Here is a 16,267-nt window from a genome sequence, read left to right as displayed (position 1 = left end):
CACCATGACTCTCACGACCACCACCCACCTCAACTTCCGCGGCACGGCTCGGGAGGCCCTCGACTTCTACCGGTCGGTCTTCGGCGGCGAGGTGACCGCGGCAACCTACGGACAGTTCGGGATGCCGGAGGGCGTTCCCGGGTTCGACAAGCTCGTGTTCGGGCAGCTCGACGGGCCCGTGCGGCTGATGGCGTACGACATCCCGGGCGCGGACGACACGGCCGCGACTGCCGGCACCACCCGTCGCGAGAACGGGACGACGATCACGGACCGCTCCTTCTTCCAGTCGCTGCGGGCGGACTCCCTGGATGAGCTGCAGCCCGTCTGGGACGCTCTCGTCGAGGGCGCGACGGTGGTCGAGCCCCTCGCCGCCTCCGCGTGGTCGGCCGGTTTCGGCATGCTCACCGACCGCTTCGGCGTGACCTGGGTGCTCGACGTCGCCTGACCCCGTTTGGATGCTCGACCCGGCCCCATGCGGTCGACCCGGCCCCTTGCGCCCGTTCGCAACGGGCCGGGATGCGCGGAAGGGGGTGGGTCAACGAGCGGCATGCCTCCTGCACTCGACCCGGCCTCTTGCGGTCGACCCGGCCCCTTGCGCCCGTCCATAACGGGCCGGGATGCACGGCAGGGGGTGGGCCGGCGCCCGTGGGCGACATGACATGTCAAGGGCCTCTTCGTCGTCGGTCGCCTGACGTAGAAAGGAGGAGACGAAAGGCAGGGCATGGCCGCAGGAGACATCGAGACGTTCTCGCGCAACGGCATCTGGTTCAACCGGATCCAGGGCGAGTCGCACACGCTGGGCAGCAGCTTCGAGTCGATGGAGGAGGCGGTGAAGGTCGGCCGTGGCGCGGCGACAGCGCGTCAGGTGCAGCATTTCGTGCGCACCGAGGAGGGGCCGTCCGACGCCGTGGCCCCGAATGAGGCCCACCCGCGCGACCTCATGTGGTGAGTCGCGGATGATCCTGCAGGTCTGCGTGAACGGTGCCAGGGATGTCGCGGAGCATCCGTGGCTGAGCGCCGACGAGACGGTGGTGGCCCAGGACGCCGCGGCGGCCGTGGATGCTGGTGCCGCAGAGATCCACGTGCATGCGAAGGACGCCGCCGGCCGCGACTCCCTGGCGCCCGAGGATGTGCGGCGGTGGCTCGGAGCCGTCCGTGCCGCGGCGCCGGGAGTGCTCGTGGGAGTGACGACCGGCGCCTGGGCCGAACCGGACGTGTCGAGGCGCCTCGAGGCGATCGAGGGCTGGACGGAACTCCCCGACTATGCCTCCGTGAACTGGCACGAGGCCGGGGCGGACGAGGTGGCGGCGGCGCTGCATCGACGGGGGATCGGTGTGGAAGCGGGTATCTGGGACGCGGCAGGGCTCGAGGCCTGGCGGGTCTCCCCGGTCCGTGGGGCCTGCCTGCGCGTGCTGGTCGAGCTTGCCGCGGAGGCCGCCGACGTCGTCCGTCCGCACGCCGAAGGACTCATCGCCCACGTGGCGCGCGAGGAGCCCGACCTGCCGATCCTGCTGCACGGTGAGGAGCTGTCGGCCTGGCCCGCCCTCGACCTCGCCGGGGAGCTCGACCTCGACACGCGGATCGGCCTGGAGGACACGCTCCTCCTGCCGGACGGCGCCGACGCCCCGAGCAACGCCGCCCTCGTCCGCGCCGCCCGCGCCCGCCTCCCCCGCGCTTAGTCCGGCCCTCGCGCGGCGCCGGTGCGTCGCGCCAGTGCGTGCGCAGAAGCGTTCCTTTCTCCGCGGTTTCCGGTCCCTTTTCGCACTCCACATCTCAGGCCCCGCTCGTGCGAGTGCAGAACCGGGCCTCACCGCGCGAACTCCCGCTCGTTTTCGCACTCTCCATCACGGTTCGCATACGCGCCGCCGCGGGGTGCGAACCGCCCTTCGCGTGGCGCGCATCGGTCCGTTCTTGCACTCCGCACTGCGGGGGCACTCCCGGCCCCTTGAGTGCGGGCGCAGAATCGCACCTCCTGTCGCCGGTTCCGGTCCGTTCTTGCACTCCGCTTCGGAGGGCGCTCCGATCCATGTCGGCGCCCTCCCGGGGGCGACCGCCCCTACGCTGGAGCGATGTTCGCCGGTGCCTCCGTCTTCTTCCTTCTCGTCTACGTGGTCGTCCCGCTCCTCGCGCTGCTGCTCCTGTGGCTGATCATCTACTCGGCGGTCCGGGCGGCGCTGACGGCGCATCGCCGCGCCCTCGCCGCGGAGCGCACCACCGCGCCGGATACCCCCTGATCCTTCGCGTCCAGCGACCTCGCACGCCTCGCCCCTGACGCCGAGCGCAGGTGCAGAACCGCTCCTCCCGCCACCCGGCTCCGGCACGTTTCTGCCCTTACCTGCACGGGTGCCCGTCCGGGACGCCGGTGCGGGTGCAGAAACGTCCCGGGCCCCGCGAGTACCGGAAGGCTTTCGCACTTGCCAACGACGTGCGCGCCACTCTGCCCCGGTGCGAGTGCGAAAACGTCCCTGGCCTCGCCCGCTCCGGAACGTTTTCGCACTCGCCAACGGCTTACGCGCCACGCTGCCCCGGTGCGGATGCAGTAATGCCCCTCAGCTCGCCCGCCCCGGAACGTTTTCGCACTCCGCACCCGCAGGGTCCTGCACGAACGCTCCGGACTACCCGGCACTCCACCCGCCCCAGCCGGGACGGTCCACGATGCAGAAGCGGTTCCCCTCGGGGTCTTCCATGATGATGTAGTCGGCGTCGTCGGGCCGACCGTTCCAGTGGACCTCCCGTGCTCCGAGCCCGGCGAGGCGCTCCACCTCGGCAGCCTGGTCCTCCGCGTAGATGTCGAGGTGGATGCGCGGGGGCAGCACACGCTCCGAGTGGTGCGCGTCGAGCGCGATGCACGGTGCGTCGGCGTCGCGGGGTTTGAGTACGACCCAGTCGTCCTCCGCGGGGTCTCGTTCGACGTAGTCGAGGGCTGCCTTCCAGAACGCAGTCTGGGCCGGGAGGTCGTCTACGCGGATCACGATCGACACGATCTTCAACATGCCCGCGAGGGTACGGCGAGGGAGGGTGTCCGCGGAGGGGCTTGCGCCGCCGCGCGGGATCAGCTTCCGCAACGGGGCGGTGGGGCGATCACCGGCTCCGGGGCGCGCCGTGCTGGTCGGTGGAGGTGACGGCGACACGTGCGCCCTGGGCGACCGCAGCCCACTCCGCCGGTGTCGTGTCGGAGTGGTGTGACCGGCATCCCGCCGGAACCGACCCCGTCCGATATCGTGCGGCCATGGAGACCACATCCGAGGTGACGCACGAGACCGATGACGGCGCGCGGTCGGGCATCGTGCTCGGGACCGATGAGGCCGAGCGCGCGGAGCGGCGACGGCTGGCCGCGAACCGCCTCGGATGGATCGTCGCGTGGGGCGTGTCCGTCGTCGCCCTGATCGTCGGCATCAGTCTCACGGGGGTCGGGACGGTCGAGCACATCGTCGAGTACAGCGACAGCTACGACGTCTTCACGCGAGAGGTCTGGCCCGCGGGCCTCGTGCTCCTCGGCGTGGGCGCGCTCGGCGTCATCGCCACCGCCCTCGCCACCGCGGTCCTGTCGCAGAAGCGCTGACCCCAGAGGGAGAATGCCCCCGCCGTTCGGGTCGGCGGGGGCGTCGGTTCCATGGAGTCGCGTTACTGCACGGACCAGCCGCCGTCGGAGGCGAGGATGGCGCCGTTGATGTTCACGGCGTCGTCCGAGAGCAGGAAGGTGATCGATGCGGCAAGGTGCTCAGCGGTCGCGACGGTCGGGATGGCCTGCTGGAACGGGGCGAGGCGGCCGGAGCCGTACTCGGACATGTGCGGGGGCATCGGGATGCCGGTGGCGACGCCGCCCGGGGCGACGGAGTTCACGCGGATGCCCTTCGGCCCGTACATGAAGGCGGCCGACTTGGTGACGCCGATGATGCCGTGCTTGCTGGCCGTGTAGGCGTTGCCCGAGGCGTTGCCGCGCAGGCCCGCCTCGCTCGACACGTTGAGGATCGCGCCGCGGCCGGCCTTCTCCATGACGGGGAGGACCGCGCGCATCAGCTTGAACGGCGCGGTGAGGTTGATCGCGATGACGCGGTCCCACACGGCATCCGGCGTCTCGCCTGCGGGGGAGAAGTCGTCGTTGATGCCGGCGACGTTCGCGAGCCCGTCGATGCGATCGCCCGCGGCGGCGACGACGGCGTCGATCGCGTCCTGCTTGGTGAGGTCGCCCGCGACCGTGACGATGTCGGCGTCCGGCAGCTCGGCCTTGAGGGCGTCGAGCTTCTCGGCGGCGATGTCGCTGGCGATCACGCGACCGCCTTCCCGGGCGATGCGCGAGGCGGTGGCCTTGCCGATGCCGGACGCGGCGCCGGTGACGATGACGGTCTTGCCGGCGAAGCGGCCGGAGGTGACCTTCTCGGTCCAGCCCTCGGAGGCGTCGTCCTCCGGGATCTCGCCGTTGTTCGCGGCGCGCACGAGGTCGTCGACGACCGACTGCGGGAGCTGGCCCTGGCTCATGGCGACGAGCTGATGCAGGGGGAGTCCGAGCACGGGGGTCAGGAGCTCGGGGTCGGCGCCCGTCTGCTCGAACAGGCCCCGGATGAGCGGGCCGCCGGTGGGGTCGTTCATCCAGTCGCCGATGGTGGAGTGTGCGGTGAGGGCCATGCTCTTTCTCCTTGCTCGGGTTTCCGTCGTAGTTTCGCAACGGTGCGTCTACTTATGTTCCAGTGTACGCCTCTGTACGCTCGAAAGGTGCCCCGTCCTCGCAGTGAAAAGGCCCGCCAGTCCGTGCTGGAGGCGATGCGTCGCGCGCTCGCCGCAGACGGGTACGAGGCCGTGACGATCGAGGGTCTTGCGGCTGAGGCGGAGGTGTCGAAGCAGACGATCTACCGGTGGTGGCTGTCGAAGGCCGCGATCCTCGGGGAAGCGCTGCTCGAAGGCGCGGTCCCTGGTGCGGATGTCGTCGTGCCCATGACGGACGACCTCGGCGCGGACCTGCGCGCATGGTTCACGTCGGTGTCCGCGGGGCTCGCTCGGCCCGAGGGTGTGTCGCTCGCGCGGGCGCTCATCGAGGTCACGGCGGCCGACCCGGAGCTGGGGCTGGTGTTGAACGAGCGGCTGGCGGCACCGATCCGGGAGTGGGTGTCGGAGCGGGTGGCGCGCGGACGGGCGGACGGAGATGTACGGGCCGACGTGGATGCCGCCGCGGTCGCCGACGAGTTCATCGCGATCGCCTCGTACTCCGCCCTGATCGGGCAGCCGTTGAGCGCGGAGCGGGTGGAGGAGACGGTGGTGCGGTTGCTGCGGGGGATCGCGGCATAGCCGAGTCTCTCGCTGGATCGCGGTGAGGCGCCATGGTCGTGGTTCTCGCTCCTGCACTCGCCGGACATTCCGAGTCGAGAACATCGGCTGTGACCTCATATGTATGCTTCTATGTGTCGCACGACATAGCGAACGCTATCCCGCGGCATCGTGTCGGGGCCGGCGGGCGTGTGGTGGCCGTGGGTGAGGAACTGCTAGTGGTGGACATCATGCTTTTTGTCGCGGTGGGCGTAGCTCTTCTTGTCTGGGGGACGTTGGTGGGGCGGGCCGGCAGGAAGCTCGGCACTCTTCTCGCCATCGTTCCCGTTCTGGTGTGGTTCGGGGTCCTGGCGTGGTTCGGCTCGTCGGGCAACCTCGACAGCCCGGCTGGAGATGCGCTTCCCGTGTACCTCGTGATCGGGCTCCTTGCCTTTACGATCGGCGTCAACCTCACCAATCGCTCGGTGTCCGTGCGCAATTCACGACAGAAACCATGACCCGGGCGGCGTGTGATGCCGGCGACGAGTGTGGCGGTGACGTCTTGACGGTGCCGCCGGCCGCGGTCTGACCTGCGCGGGCTGAGAAGTCGCCCTCCGCCACCTGGAAGCGGACCAGCCCGCGAGACCGCCACATCTCGACCAAGGAGACGGTGGTGCGGTTGCTGCGGGGGATCGCGGCGTGACTAGTCCGCGGTCGGGCTGAATCGGAGCACGTTCGTCTCACGCCTGCGGAACCCGACGGACTCGTACAGCCGCAGTGCAGACTCTCGGGACGGGCGGGAGGTGAGATCGAGCGTCCGGAGTCCGCGCTCTTGGGCAAGCTGCGTCACGTGCCCCAGGAGGAGTCGCGCGATGCCGCGCCCCCGTTCCGCCTCGTCGACCACGACATCTTCGACGTGCCCGCGGAGCCCGGTCAGGGAAGGCGCGGTCACGAGAGTGGCGGTGCCGACGATGCGCCCAGAGTCACGCGCCACCAGGAGCTCCGTCGCCTCGTGTGCGATGACCGCCTCGGTTCGAGCGCGATCGAATGCTGCGGATGCGGAGAGCTGCACCAGGAGCGATGCAATTGCTTCGGCATCCGCGTCCGTGAGTTCGCGCAACGATTCGATGGTCAGGAGTGACTCGTCCATCTCGGTACGGTAGCCCGATTCGGAGCGGATCGCCGTGCCACGAACGGTGTGCGGGCAGGAGAAGGCCCCGCCACCCTTACGGGTAGCGGGGCCGAACGAGCTGAGCTGTAGTCCCCTAGTCACTCTTTTCGGAAGAGAATGCTCCCGAAGCCGACGAGCATGAGGCATGCGCCGAGCAGGCCAGTCAGAGCAGCAGGTGCGAGGTTGCCAGTCGTGTGCTCCGCGTCTGAGATGTAGCCCTCAGCAATCGCCATGACGATGGCGAGGACGATGACGCCGGCACCGACGAATCCAATGCTGACCATCGCTCGTCTCGTTCGTTGCTTCACAATCGCTCCTACGGGTTGCATCCTGCCGCCAAGACGTCGCTGTACCTTACGTCAGGCCGCCAAGCGTCGAGGTTCCAGGGCGACTTGAAAGGGGCGATGTCGACGTGGCACCGAAGCTGGCTATAGAACTTGTTGCCCTCGTACTGCGCACTCACCCAGAGCTTGTATTCCGCCCACCAATTGGAGAACGGCGTGATCGCCCAGCCGGAGCGAGGGGTGACTCCAACGGTGGTGCCGTAGCGGCTCCAGCTGAGCTTCACGTCGGTGATGAGGTTTCCCCGGACAGCAGGGTCCGCAACGACCGGATACGCGAAGTCTGACCTGTGCTCCACGACCTGCACTAGCGTGTTCCCCTGCTGCTCGTACCAGGTGGGCACGTCGCGACCGTTGGCGTCCTTTGCCCAGGCCGGATCGATCATCGCTGCCGGCTGTCCAGCCTCGTCAAGAACGGCGAAGAATCCGTCTCCTGCGTCGACGAGCTGGCCGCCGTCGGCAACGGCGATCGGATACTCGAAGACAGCCGGGGCTGATGCGGTCTCGATGATGGTCGTGATCTGCACGACCCCGTCTTCGCGAACCAGGGGGACGGTGGTGGATCCATCGGCGTTGTTGAAGTGGACGAGGCCGTCTGCATCAGCAATGCCACGCGCAGCCTCCGAAGCGTTGGGGAGCCCGACGGTCACGACGTCGCCGCCCTGATCCAGTGCGACGCCCGCCGAGGCATCTCCTGGAATCGTGATGACCGTGTCCCTCTCGGGGATGTCCGCGAAGTAGTCCGCGGTGTTCGCGCTCTCTTGCACGGCGAGCACCTCCGCGTTCTCCGTCCCCGGAGTGGCCGATTCGATGATCTCGAGTGTGCTGAGATCGTCGATGGGGTCAGCTGCCATTGCGGGAGACGCGGCACCGACGGACGAGGCTGCGACGGCGACGACAAGGAGAGCGGCATGCCCTGGCAGCGCGACGAGTGTCGGCCTGTGGATGCTTGTGCCACTTCCCGCCTCGCTCATGTTCTCGGCGATGTTCATCATTGCTCCTTCGCTGATCATCCCGCCGACGTGTAAGACGTTACCCTGGACGGGCGAGCCATTTCTGTCCTCCTTTAGGCGGACAGGCCGTGTCGGAGAGCGGGGGTGCGCATCTCTCATCTGCAGGGACTCCTCGGTACGTGTCGACCCACCACACCAAGCCCGGAACCACATACGGCTGGGTGGCAGTGACCTGGACAGTGTCTGGGGCTGGGCTTTTGGCCGACGAACATGGTGGCTCCCTTCTCGTGTAGTTCGGTGCGAGCGAAAGACGTATGCGTCAACGTCGCGCGATGCGTTGCAGGTCCGCATCGGTGACGTCCTGAAAGCCGATCGCCACGGGCGCGAGGCGAGCGGTGCGCGCCCTGCCACTGTCGTCCGTGTAGTCGATGGACGGGCTCATGACGCGGAAGTCGAAGTCTCCTTCGCACGCGAGTTCCGCTGTGACGCTGTGCGATCGGGTGTCAAATGCGACCTCCTCTGCGTGGACGTCTGGGGAGCCCGGGTCGAAGCGCTGGACCGACGCCACCGCCTCAGGAACGGGGAAGTCGGCCGTCGTGCACCTCGGCATCCCGACCACGTCCGCACCGGCATCTGCGGAGGCGAAGTCGTCGGCCGGCGCGCCCCTCAGCGACCAGCCGCCCACGGGCACCTGAGTGATCGTCGACGAGCCTGCGAAGACGAGGCCGACCGTACGGAACGACAGCACGGTGGCGGGAACGTCGACGGTGAAGGTGACGTTCCCGAGCATGACCCGTTGGTGCCATCTCCGCGGACGACGGTGAAGCCGCCCGGCGGGAGTGAGAAGTCGTCCGAGAGCACGATGCCGGTGAGGTGGGTCCAGATCGCGTCGTCGGGCTCGGCGACGAAGATCAGGTTGATCGGATAGGTCGCGTTGGTCGGCTGGACGATCGTCGCGGATGTCCGTGCGAAGGAGGCGGTCGAAGGTGGCGCTTCCTCCGGAGAGCAGGATGTCAGGATCGCGACGAGGCTCAATGCGAAGATGCTCCACATGCTGAGCGTTGCGACGAGGTTCTGACGGCGTTGCGAGACCATCGAGAACCTCAAGCGGTCGATTCTGGGCGGCTCATCAACGAAGATCCGGGCGCCCACGTCGCTCCTGCTCGACATCGTGACGAGAGTTGTGTCGAAGTTGACGGTAGGCCGCTCTTCCCATGAAGTACATGGCGTACCCCACACCGCCGACGACGACGAACCAGAAAAGGATGACGGTGACCGCGAAGACGTTTCCGAACATTGGGGTTCCTTCGTGCCGCGGCGCTGGCGGCGCTCGATAGGTAGAGACGGATGTGCCACTTACGCGGATCCCGGTAGATCCCCTTGTGGCTGCCCAGGCCAAGTTGGCGGTGCGCCGGCAGCGTCGCGCTCTCGTACAGCAGCCCGGCCGTGGCTCACGGCGCGGGGCCGGGCGGCGTGCCATCCTGGCGCGCGTCGTGATATCGCTTCATCATCGCGCCGAACCACACCGCGGCGCCCGTCGCCGCAGTCGCTTCGAGCGCCGGAGCGAGCTGGGGCACGGAGTTCGCTCCCACGAGCACCGCAAGGAACCAGCCCCATACGCACAGGGTCGCGATGAGATGGCTTCGAGGGCGTGTGATCGTTGAGAACCACGTGGGCTTCATCGTCTGTTCCTCACCGGCAAGGTCCGCCGCGGTAGGTATCGACCCACCAGACGAGACCGGGGACGACATAGGGCTGGGTCGCCGTCACCTGCACACACTTCTTCGGTCGGGACTTCTCAGCGATGCCAGCGTTCCACACCAGTGATCCCGCGGCGAGGAGGCAGACGGGTGCCATGGTCCCGCACGCGAGCCCTCCGAGTGCGCCAAGGCCTTTGTCATAGATGATGGCCGTCTCCGCTCGGTTGAATCGCATGCGGTACTGGAAGAAGTTGGGGCGGTCGAACGTCGGGTCCGCGACGATCGGGTACGCGTAGTCGCCGCCGCGGTGCTCGACGACCTGGATCAGAGCCGATCCGGATGACTCGTATCGTGTCGGCACGTTGACGCCGGCGGCATCCCGCGCCCATGGCACCGCGACGTCGGCGACGATCTTCTCGACAAGGGACGTCACGCCGGTGTCTGGGTCGGTGACCTCTTCGGCCGTAAAGGCGATCGCACTCCCGTCCTGCTGGATCTCGACCGACACCCCTCCGCCGAAGTCGTACTCGAAGCGCTCGGTCTGCGAGGCATCGCTAATGATCGCGCTCGCGCGAATCTCCTCCTCGCCGGCGATGACGTTGATCGATGGCGTGTTCGCGTCGCCGAGATAGGTCACTGACCCGTCCTCTCCGACGGTCGCGTCATCAAGGTGGCCAGCGCCGGGAGCGACACGGACATCGTTTCCTCACCGTCGGGCAAGAGGACGGAGATCCCGTCGTCCGGTGCCGCGGCAATCGTGGCCTTTCCGCCGCCGTCGAGGGTGGCCACGATCTGCTCGTAACTCTCGGTCGTTTGGGCAGCGGTGATGGGCACGGGCGCGACCTCCGTGACCAGCGCGACGATCTCCTCGGTCGCGAGGTCGGTTCCGTCCGCACCGGTATCCGCGGAGGCGGCCGGGACGGTTGCGAGGGATGATGAGCCGACGATCGCAGCGGTGAGCAGGCTGGCGAGTCTGAGGTGTTGCGCACGTTCTCTCCGATCAGATCAATTGCCCGCCTGTGACCAATTGAAGACCTCATACGACGACGTATGCAATATATTCGAGGGACCTGCCCAGGAGCATGCGGAGCGCTAGGATCCAGGCATGGACGCGTCGTTCTTCAGCTGGACCGGGTTCGCCATCACCGCAGCGGTCGCGGTCGTGATCCTCGTGCTCGCGTTCCTGCTCGTGCGCGCGGTGGCGCGAGTGATCGCGCGTCGCCGGAGCCGTGGCCGGGGGCGCATGCCATCCGCACCTCGCCGTCCGTCCGGACGTTGAGCGCGACCTGCCTCACGCCGTTGGGTCGTGCGCGGGCGCTGCCGCGGGTGCCACTGTCCGTCCGTCCGTGAATCGCGCCTGCGCACGGTGGTGGCGTCGCGGTACGGGAACGTGCTCCGTCGCGGCTGCGAGGCCCATGCGCTTCGTCGAGACGTACACGCTCTCGGCGGTGTCGACGAGGAATGTCTCGTGCCACACGCCGACCGCTCCCGGAGCCTTGCGGGCGGCGCGGTTGAAGGCCGTCCATGCCGGACGATGCTGCTGGTCCGGGTTCGAGGCATAGGCGTAGAGCTTGTCGACGGACGACCAGAACTGCACGACGTAGGGCCCGCCCGATCCGAGGAGGAGCTGGTAGCCGAGCAGACCGGGGTCGGGCTCGGTGCTGAGCTCGCGGAGCATGCGCGGCATGGCGACGAACGCCGGCAGCCACAGGTCGGGGCGCCACCATCGGTTGATCTGCATCCCGATGTGGAACACGACGAGCTCGCCCTCGTGGCGGTGGGTCATGCGGCCCGTGACGACTTTCGACATGGCGACTCCTCAACTGGATAGCGATGCTATCCATAATGGATAGCGCTACTATCGAAGTCAAGAGGTGGCCATGAGGATTTCCGAACTGTCAGCGCAGACCGGCGTGACCGTGCCGACGATCAAGTACTACCTACGCGAGGGGCTGCTGCCCGAGGGGGAGCGCACCTCCGCGACGCAGGCCTCGTACGGCGAGAAGCACGTCGAGCGGCTGCGCGTCATCCGGGCACTGCTCGACGCAGGCGTGAGCATCGCCGAGACGCGACGGGTGGTCGCGGCGCTGGATGATCCGCCCGCGAACCCGCACGAGCTGTTGGGGACCGCGCATGCCGCGATCACTCCGCCGACCGATGAGTCTTTGGACCTCGCCGGCGCCGAGGCGCTCGCCGCGCGGCTCGGATGGAAGCCCGGGATGTGCGACCCCGCGGTGCTGAACGCGGTCGCGCGGGCGCTCCAGGGGCTGGAGCGCGTCGGGTTCACGGTACCGGAGGCGGTGATGGCGGAGTACCTCGCGAGTGCGCGGCGGATCGCGGAGGCGGAGATCGCGGGGGTGCCGGAGGAGTCTGCGGAGGTTGCGGTGCGGTACGTGGTGCTGGGGTCGGTGTTGGTGGAGCCGTTGTTGTTGGCGTTGCGGCGGGTGGCGCAGCAGGTGAGCTCAGGGGAGCGGTTTGGTGGCCCTACGGGCAGCTAGCAATCGTACTTCTGGTTCTCCGACCGCACTGCGGACGGATACCGGGAAGAAGATGCGTCCGCGGGATTGCTAGGCCTCAAGCGTCGCTCCCCGAGCTCAGCCCGAAGAACCGATCGAAGAAGCGCGCAAGCGCCTCGATGGCAGTCCGCTTCTTCTCGCCATGCCCGCCCTCGGGAGCGAACCGCGATACCGGTGGAAGGATCTTCGTGATGGCGGTCCCCGTCGTTCGAAGTTGGCCATCACGAAACGATGCCTCGATGAAAGCACGCGTTTCATCGGGACGGAGCTTCTGAGCGGTGATCAGCGTCTCAAGCTCGGCGTCGCGCTTCGCCGCCACGAAGGCCTTCCATTGTTCGTCGACGGGGCCGGTCGCAGAGACGGAGTCAACAAAGTCCTCGACAAGGTCGCGCTTGCTCCGCAGGCTCGGGCTGGCATCGACCGCGCGGGAGATCTCGGCACGAATCTCCTTGTCCTCGCCATCTCCAAAGCCGGCGCGGTACTTCTCGACAAGCATCAGGATGTAGTCGACGTTGATCTCAACTTGTTTGATCAGCTCGATCTCGAACACGACGTCGTCGTTGATGAGCTCCCGGTCGGAGTCGCGGTCCCTGCGGAACTCGGCATAGAAGTCCAGATACCAGCTGCGATAGTCCTGCGCCTGCCGCTCGGACAGCGGATCCTGACCGGCGAAGTCATCGAAGGAGGTGAGGATGTTCTGGAGCCGAAGGATGGCGCCGAACAGAGCGATGAAATCCTTCTGTGCAGACTCTCCGATGATCTGGGTGCCGAGCGGGAACCGCTGCAGGAGCTCCGAGACCTTCTCGACATAGTCGCCGTAGTAGTCCTGGTAGGGCTTGAGGAGAACGACTCCGCGGGCATCCTTGTTGCCGAACAGTTCGAGGGCAGCGTTCGTCGCATCCTCGAGATTTCGGAACGAGACGATGTTGCCGTAGGTCTTGACGGAGTTCAAGATGCGGTTGGTGCGCGAGTACGCCTGGATGAGGCCGTGGGACCGGAGGTTCTTGTCGACGAACAGCGTGTTCAGCGTGGTGGCATCGAAGCCGGTCAAGAACATGTTGACGACGATGACCAGATCGATCTCGCGGTTCTTCATCCGCTGCGACAGGTCCTTGTAGAAGTTCTGGAACTTGTCCGCACTCGTGTCGTAGCTCGTCCCGAACATGTCGTTGTAGTCCTGGATGGCATCTTCCAGGAATTCACGATTGTCGGTTGAGAGCGCATCCGTATCGAACGCCTCATCGTCGAGGATGTCCTCATCCGGCGCGTCGTTGGCGCCGTACGAGAAGATGATGCCGACCTTCAGGCGACGATCCGGCGTCAGGTCCTGTTGCTGAATCTGGAAATGGTTGTAGTAGCGGCGGGCGGCCTCGATCGATGCGGTCGCGAAGATCGCATTGAAGCCGCGGACACGCTTCTTCTCGCGCAACGCCTCAGCACGCCGACCGCTGCGGACCGACTCAGCGACGTTCGTGACGACGGAGTGTTCGTAGCTCGAAGCACGCTTTGTCTTCTGATCGAAGTGCTCAAGCGTGTACTTGACGATCTCGCTGATGCGCCGTGAGTCGAGGAGTGCTTTCTCGGTATCGATGGACGACACTTGCTTGTCGTCTGGGTCGCCGATCTTGACGGTATTGATGTAGTCGACCCGGAATGGCAGGACGTTCTTGTCTGTGATCGCGTCGACGATCGTGTAGGTGTGCAGCTTGTCGCCGAATGCCTGTTCGGTGGTCTTGAGGTGCGGGTTGCCGCCCGTTCCTGAGTTCGCGGCGAAGATCGGGGTGCCGGTGAACCCGAAGAGGTTGTAGCGCTTGAACGCCCGTGTGATGTCGGTGTGCATGTCGCCGAACTGCGAACGGTGACACTCGTCGAAAATGATCACAACGTGCCCCGAGTAGATCTCATGACCCTTATTTGCGCGGATGAAGTTCGAGAGCTTCTGGATCGTTGTGATGATGATTCGCGCGTTCGAGTCTTCGAGCTGCTTCTTCAGTACAGCCGTCGACGCGTTCGAGTTCGCGGCGCCCTTCTCGAATCGGTCGTACTCGCGCATTGTCTGGTAGTCGAGATCCTTACGGTCAACGACGAACAGCACCTTGTCGACGCTGGAAAGTTTCGATGCGAGCTGCGCCGTCTTGAACGAGGTAAGGGTCTTACCCGACCCGGTGGTGTGCCAGACGTAGCCGCCGGCGTCCACGGTGCCGAGGCGCTTGTAGTTTGTGGCGATGTCGATGCGCTGCAGGATCCGCTCGGTCGCAACGATCTGGTAGGGGCGCATGACCAGCAGGTCGCGGTCGACCGTGAGCACGCAGTATTTGGTGAGGACGTTCAGCAGCGCATGCTTCGCGAAAAAGGTCTTCACGAATGCAGTGAGTTCCTGAATCGGTCGGTTCTGCGCGTCCGCCCACCACGACGTGAACTCGAAGCTGTTGCTGGTCTTCTTCTTGCTTCCCGAGCTCTTCTTGTTCTCGTCGATGTGGCGGTTGCGAGTGGTGTTGGAGTAGTACTTCGTCAGCGTGCCGTTGCTGATCACGAAGAGCTGGACGTACTCGAAGAGACCCGAACCGGCCCAAAAGCTGTTCCGTTGGTAACGGTTGATCTGATTGAAGGCCTCGCGAATGTCGACGCCGCGGCGTTTGAGCTCGATGTGAACCATCGGAAGGCCGTTGACGAGCACCGTCACGTCGTAGCGGTTGGCGTGCTTCGCGCCACCCTCGTTCTGCCCGATCTCGTACTGGTTGATGACCTGCAGACGGTTGTTATGGATGTTCTTCTTGTCGATGAGCATCACGTTCTTCGTTGAACCGTCTTCGCGCGTCAGGATCTGAACTCGATCCTCCTGGACGCGGATCGTCTTCTCGGCGATGCCGTCGTTCTGGCTCGCGACCTTGTTCCTAAAGAAGTCGTCCCACTCCGCGTCGGTGAATGTGATGGCGTTCAGGGACTCCAGCTGCGTGCGCAGGTTCGCGATGAGCTGCGCTTCGGTCGTAATCGGAAGGTACTCGTAAGCCTGCGACTGGAGGAGGCGGATCATCTCGCGCTCGAGGTCAGCCTCCGACTGGTAAGCCGTCGCCTGGGTGGAATCGGGGACGTACTCGGCAACGACTGTGCTCTCCGCCGAGACGGCGATCGGATCGTACTTGCGGCCAGGCGCGTCACTCATGATGCCGCCTCCGGGAACGTCAGGAGCTTGTCACGGTAGTACTCGTATTGTTTGCGACGAGCGGCGAGCTCGGCGGGGAGACCGAAGCTGAGGTCGTTGACGAGTTTGTTGAATTTGTCGAGAACATCAACGATCCGTCGCTGCTCATCAAGCGATGGCAGCGGAATTGGAAAGTCCTTGATGATCTGAGCGTTGAGGTCGGCCCGCGCGCCACGCCCGAGCGCTTTGAGCTCCTCGTAGTTCGCGCTCACCCAATAGAACACGTAGCGATAATCGGCGAGCGACTCGTCGATTTGCAGGTTGCAGCAGTGCTGATTCGTCGCCAGCGGGATCTTGTTGATGGCAGACCGTCCTGCGGTTGCACCGGAGATTGCAACGATCACGCAGTTCTCACGGATCCAGGATGCTCCGGTCTCCTTGAGCGCACGCTCGGTGATCCGCATCTCAGTCTCCCAGATCTCCCCAAACGTCACCTCACCGGTGCGTAGCCAAGGAATCGTGCCGCCGTCATAGTATTTGTCGGCACCCGCCTTCGGGGTTGCGCCTGAGGATACCCGTGTCGATACGTTACCGAGGGTTGACCACTCGACAAGGCTTGACGTGTTGGGGGCGAGTAGCGCGGAGCGATAGTAGGCGTACTGCTGCCGACGAGCCTCCAGCTCCGCCTCCAGCTCCGCCTCCAGCTCAGCTTCCAACTTTGCGAACTGATCCAGTACCGTCACGATCTCGCGCTGCACTTGGAGTGGCGGAACGGGGATTCGAAAATCCCGAACTCGATTGTCCGGAATAGACGGATAGTTGCCTGCAATCTGATTCGCCTCAATGTATCGGCGGAAGGCATCAGTCCCGAGAAGGTGCGCGAGGAAGTTCGTGAGCACGATCGAGGTATCGGGCCGGATTACGCAGTATCCCGTGCTTGCGATCTGACGGTCGTAGTCCGGCGGAATAACCGCCCAGCGCATCTGCGCCGGGCGCGTGGTAGCAAAGATCACGTCGCCGGTGCGCACGATCTGCTGCGCTCGGCTCGGTGCATCGTCTGCGTTAATCGTCGCTGTGTCTCGGATGCGCCGCGTCACTCGATCTACTGAAGTCAGGTCGATGTACCGAAACTCCTCGTCTCCAGTATTCGCCCACTTGATCTTCGAGCTCTTGCCTGAAATCTCGCGAATCGCCATGAACTGA

General features: G+C 65.8%; 21 protein-coding genes. 9 read left to right on the top strand and 12 right to left on the bottom strand.

Annotation, left to right across the window (positions count from 1 at the left end):
* Positions 1-4: 4 nt before the first annotated feature.
* The 4 genes from AC2W7E_RS12075 (at position 5) to AC2W7E_RS12060 (ending at position 2,234) form a co-directional block, all read left to right on the top strand.
* Positions 5-445, top strand: a complete 441-nt coding sequence (locus AC2W7E_RS12075; RefSeq protein ID WP_485989200.1) for a VOC family protein — start codon at positions 5-7, stop codon at positions 443-445.
* 276 nt (positions 446-721) lie between these two features.
* Entirely contained in the window at positions 722-949 is a 228-nt protein-coding gene (locus AC2W7E_RS12070; RefSeq protein ID WP_485989198.1) for a hypothetical protein, read from the top strand.
* 7 nt (positions 950-956) lie between these two features.
* Complete coding sequence (locus AC2W7E_RS12065; protein WP_485989196.1) at positions 957-1,679, top strand: 3-keto-5-aminohexanoate cleavage protein; 723 nt, start codon at positions 957-959, stop codon at positions 1,677-1,679.
* A 390-nt stretch (positions 1,680-2,069) separates the two neighbouring features.
* A complete protein-coding gene (locus AC2W7E_RS12060) occupies positions 2,070-2,234 on the top strand; it encodes a hypothetical protein (protein ID WP_157544407.1) in 165 nt (54 codons plus the stop codon).
* 381 nt (positions 2,235-2,615) lie between these two features.
* Here AC2W7E_RS12060 and AC2W7E_RS12055 read toward each other — a convergent pair whose 3' ends face one another.
* Complete coding sequence (locus tag AC2W7E_RS12055) at positions 2,616-2,993, bottom strand: VOC family protein (RefSeq protein WP_315108529.1); 378 nt, start codon at positions 2,991-2,993, stop codon at positions 2,616-2,618.
* Between the two features lie 236 nt (positions 2,994-3,229).
* Between AC2W7E_RS12055 and AC2W7E_RS12050 the strand changes: the two genes are divergently transcribed.
* Entirely contained in the window at positions 3,230-3,562 is a 333-nt protein-coding gene (locus tag AC2W7E_RS12050) for a hypothetical protein (RefSeq protein WP_485989195.1), read from the top strand.
* Between the two features lie 62 nt (positions 3,563-3,624).
* On the opposite strand, the gene AC2W7E_RS12045 is transcribed toward AC2W7E_RS12050, so the two are convergent.
* Complete coding sequence (locus AC2W7E_RS12045) at positions 3,625-4,626, bottom strand: SDR family NAD(P)-dependent oxidoreductase (RefSeq protein WP_485989194.1); 1,002 nt, start codon at positions 4,624-4,626, stop codon at positions 3,625-3,627.
* Positions 4,627-4,713: 87 nt separating this feature from the next.
* Between AC2W7E_RS12045 and AC2W7E_RS12040 the strand changes: the two genes are divergently transcribed.
* Both AC2W7E_RS12040 and AC2W7E_RS12035 read left to right on the top strand, forming a co-directional pair.
* Positions 4,714-5,283, top strand: coding sequence for a TetR/AcrR family transcriptional regulator (locus tag AC2W7E_RS12040; protein ID WP_485989192.1), 570 nt, complete (start codon positions 4,714-4,716; stop codon positions 5,281-5,283).
* A 197-nt stretch (positions 5,284-5,480) separates the two neighbouring features.
* Positions 5,481-5,759, top strand: coding sequence for a hypothetical protein (locus AC2W7E_RS12035; protein WP_485989191.1), 279 nt, complete (start codon positions 5,481-5,483; stop codon positions 5,757-5,759).
* Between the two features lie 185 nt (positions 5,760-5,944).
* Here the strand turns inward: AC2W7E_RS12035 and AC2W7E_RS12030 are convergent, their stop codons facing one another.
* The 7 genes from AC2W7E_RS12030 to AC2W7E_RS12000 form a co-directional block, all read right to left on the bottom strand.
* Entirely contained in the window at positions 5,945-6,391 is a 447-nt protein-coding gene (locus AC2W7E_RS12030; protein WP_485989190.1) for a GNAT family N-acetyltransferase, read from the bottom strand.
* 119 nt (positions 6,392-6,510) lie between these two features.
* Positions 6,511-6,696, bottom strand: coding sequence for a hypothetical protein (locus AC2W7E_RS12025; RefSeq protein WP_485989189.1), 186 nt, complete (start codon positions 6,694-6,696; stop codon positions 6,511-6,513).
* Between the two features lie 32 nt (positions 6,697-6,728).
* Entirely contained in the window at positions 6,729-7,748 is a 1,020-nt protein-coding gene (locus tag AC2W7E_RS12020; protein ID WP_485989188.1) for a DUF2599 domain-containing protein, read from the bottom strand.
* A 277-nt stretch (positions 7,749-8,025) separates the two neighbouring features.
* Entirely contained in the window at positions 8,026-8,496 is a 471-nt protein-coding gene (locus tag AC2W7E_RS12015) for a hypothetical protein (RefSeq protein ID WP_485989187.1), read from the bottom strand.
* Between the two features lie 661 nt (positions 8,497-9,157).
* Positions 9,158-9,388, bottom strand: a complete 231-nt coding sequence (locus tag AC2W7E_RS12010; protein WP_060921304.1) for a hypothetical protein — start codon at positions 9,386-9,388, stop codon at positions 9,158-9,160.
* A gap of 10 nt (positions 9,389-9,398) precedes the next feature.
* Positions 9,399-10,043: a hypothetical protein gene (locus AC2W7E_RS12005; RefSeq protein ID WP_485989186.1), complete on the bottom strand. Its 645-nt coding sequence runs from the start codon at positions 10,041-10,043 to the stop codon at positions 9,399-9,401.
* The gene (locus AC2W7E_RS12000) at positions 10,040-10,240 is read right to left on the bottom strand and encodes a hypothetical protein (protein ID WP_485989185.1); all 201 of its coding nucleotides are present in this window, start codon (positions 10,238-10,240) and stop codon (positions 10,040-10,042) included. The genes AC2W7E_RS12005 and AC2W7E_RS12000 overlap by 4 nt, the downstream gene beginning before the upstream one ends.
* Positions 10,241-10,511: 271 nt before the next feature.
* On the opposite strand from AC2W7E_RS12000, the gene AC2W7E_RS11995 reads away from it, so the two are divergent.
* Positions 10,512-10,685: a hypothetical protein gene (locus tag AC2W7E_RS11995; RefSeq protein ID WP_157544415.1), complete on the top strand. Its 174-nt coding sequence runs from the start codon at positions 10,512-10,514 to the stop codon at positions 10,683-10,685.
* Positions 10,686-10,697: 12 nt separating this feature from the next.
* Here AC2W7E_RS11995 and AC2W7E_RS11990 read toward each other — a convergent pair whose 3' ends face one another.
* The gene (locus AC2W7E_RS11990) at positions 10,698-11,216 is read right to left on the bottom strand and encodes a monooxygenase family protein (protein WP_485989184.1); all 519 of its coding nucleotides are present in this window, start codon (positions 11,214-11,216) and stop codon (positions 10,698-10,700) included.
* Positions 11,217-11,286: 70 nt separating this feature from the next.
* Here AC2W7E_RS11990 and AC2W7E_RS11985 point away from each other — a divergent pair, with 70 nt between their 5' ends.
* Complete coding sequence (locus AC2W7E_RS11985; protein ID WP_485989183.1) at positions 11,287-11,904, top strand: MerR family transcriptional regulator; 618 nt, start codon at positions 11,287-11,289, stop codon at positions 11,902-11,904.
* Between the two features lie 76 nt (positions 11,905-11,980).
* Here the strand turns inward: AC2W7E_RS11985 and AC2W7E_RS11980 are convergent, their stop codons facing one another.
* Positions 11,981-15,085: a type I restriction endonuclease subunit R gene (locus AC2W7E_RS11980; protein ID WP_485989182.1), complete on the bottom strand. Its 3,105-nt coding sequence runs from the start codon at positions 15,083-15,085 to the stop codon at positions 11,981-11,983.
* The gene (locus AC2W7E_RS11975; RefSeq protein WP_485989181.1) at positions 15,082-16,260 is read right to left on the bottom strand and encodes a restriction endonuclease subunit S; all 1,179 of its coding nucleotides are present in this window, start codon (positions 16,258-16,260) and stop codon (positions 15,082-15,084) included. Before AC2W7E_RS11975 ends, AC2W7E_RS11980 begins: the two co-directional genes overlap by 4 nt.
* Positions 16,261-16,267: the final 7 nt, after the last annotated feature.

It is taken from the genome of Microbacterium sp. CFSPD4_SD4, from assembly GCF_057364585.1.
This window is presented reverse-complemented; position numbering and strand designations above follow the sequence as displayed.

Bases quoted from the DNA above. Each gene is read 5' to 3' on its own strand.
- AC2W7E_RS12075 (WP_485989200.1), top strand. From the start codon at position 5: ATGACTCTCACGACCACCACCCACCTCAACTTCCGCGGCACGGCTCGG.
- AC2W7E_RS12070 (WP_485989198.1), top strand. From the start codon at position 722: ATGGCCGCAGGAGACATCGAGACGTTCTCGCGCAACGGCATCTGGTTC.
- AC2W7E_RS12065 (WP_485989196.1), top strand. From the start codon at position 957: ATGATCCTGCAGGTCTGCGTGAACGGTGCCAGGGATGTCGCGGAGCAT.
- AC2W7E_RS12060 (WP_157544407.1), top strand. From the start codon at position 2,070: ATGTTCGCCGGTGCCTCCGTCTTCTTCCTTCTCGTCTACGTGGTCGTC.
- AC2W7E_RS12055 (WP_315108529.1), bottom strand. From the start codon at position 2,993: ATGTTGAAGATCGTGTCGATCGTGATCCGCGTAGACGACCTCCCGGCC.
- AC2W7E_RS12050 (WP_485989195.1), top strand. From the start codon at position 3,230: ATGGAGACCACATCCGAGGTGACGCACGAGACCGATGACGGCGCGCGG.
- AC2W7E_RS12045 (WP_485989194.1), bottom strand. From the start codon at position 4,626: ATGGCCCTCACCGCACACTCCACCATCGGCGACTGGATGAACGACCCC.
- AC2W7E_RS12030 (WP_485989190.1), bottom strand. From the start codon at position 6,391: ATGGACGAGTCACTCCTGACCATCGAATCGTTGCGCGAACTCACGGAC.
- AC2W7E_RS12025 (WP_485989189.1), bottom strand. From the start codon at position 6,696: ATGGTCAGCATTGGATTCGTCGGTGCCGGCGTCATCGTCCTCGCCATC.
- AC2W7E_RS12020 (WP_485989188.1), bottom strand. From the start codon at position 7,748: ATGATGAACATCGCCGAGAACATGAGCGAGGCGGGAAGTGGCACAAGC.
- AC2W7E_RS12015 (WP_485989187.1), bottom strand. From the start codon at position 8,496: ATGCTCGGGAACGTCACCTTCACCGTCGACGTTCCCGCCACCGTGCTG.
- AC2W7E_RS12010 (WP_060921304.1), bottom strand. From the start codon at position 9,388: ATGAAGCCCACGTGGTTCTCAACGATCACACGCCCTCGAAGCCATCTC.
- AC2W7E_RS11995 (WP_157544415.1), top strand. From the start codon at position 10,512: ATGGACGCGTCGTTCTTCAGCTGGACCGGGTTCGCCATCACCGCAGCG.
- AC2W7E_RS11990 (WP_485989184.1), bottom strand. From the start codon at position 11,216: ATGTCGAAAGTCGTCACGGGCCGCATGACCCACCGCCACGAGGGCGAG.
- AC2W7E_RS11985 (WP_485989183.1), top strand. From the start codon at position 11,287: ATGAGGATTTCCGAACTGTCAGCGCAGACCGGCGTGACCGTGCCGACG.
- AC2W7E_RS11980 (WP_485989182.1), bottom strand. From the start codon at position 15,085: ATGAGTGACGCGCCTGGCCGCAAGTACGATCCGATCGCCGTCTCGGCG.
- AC2W7E_RS11975 (WP_485989181.1), bottom strand. From the start codon at position 16,260: ATGGCGATTCGCGAGATTTCAGGCAAGAGCTCGAAGATCAAGTGGGCG.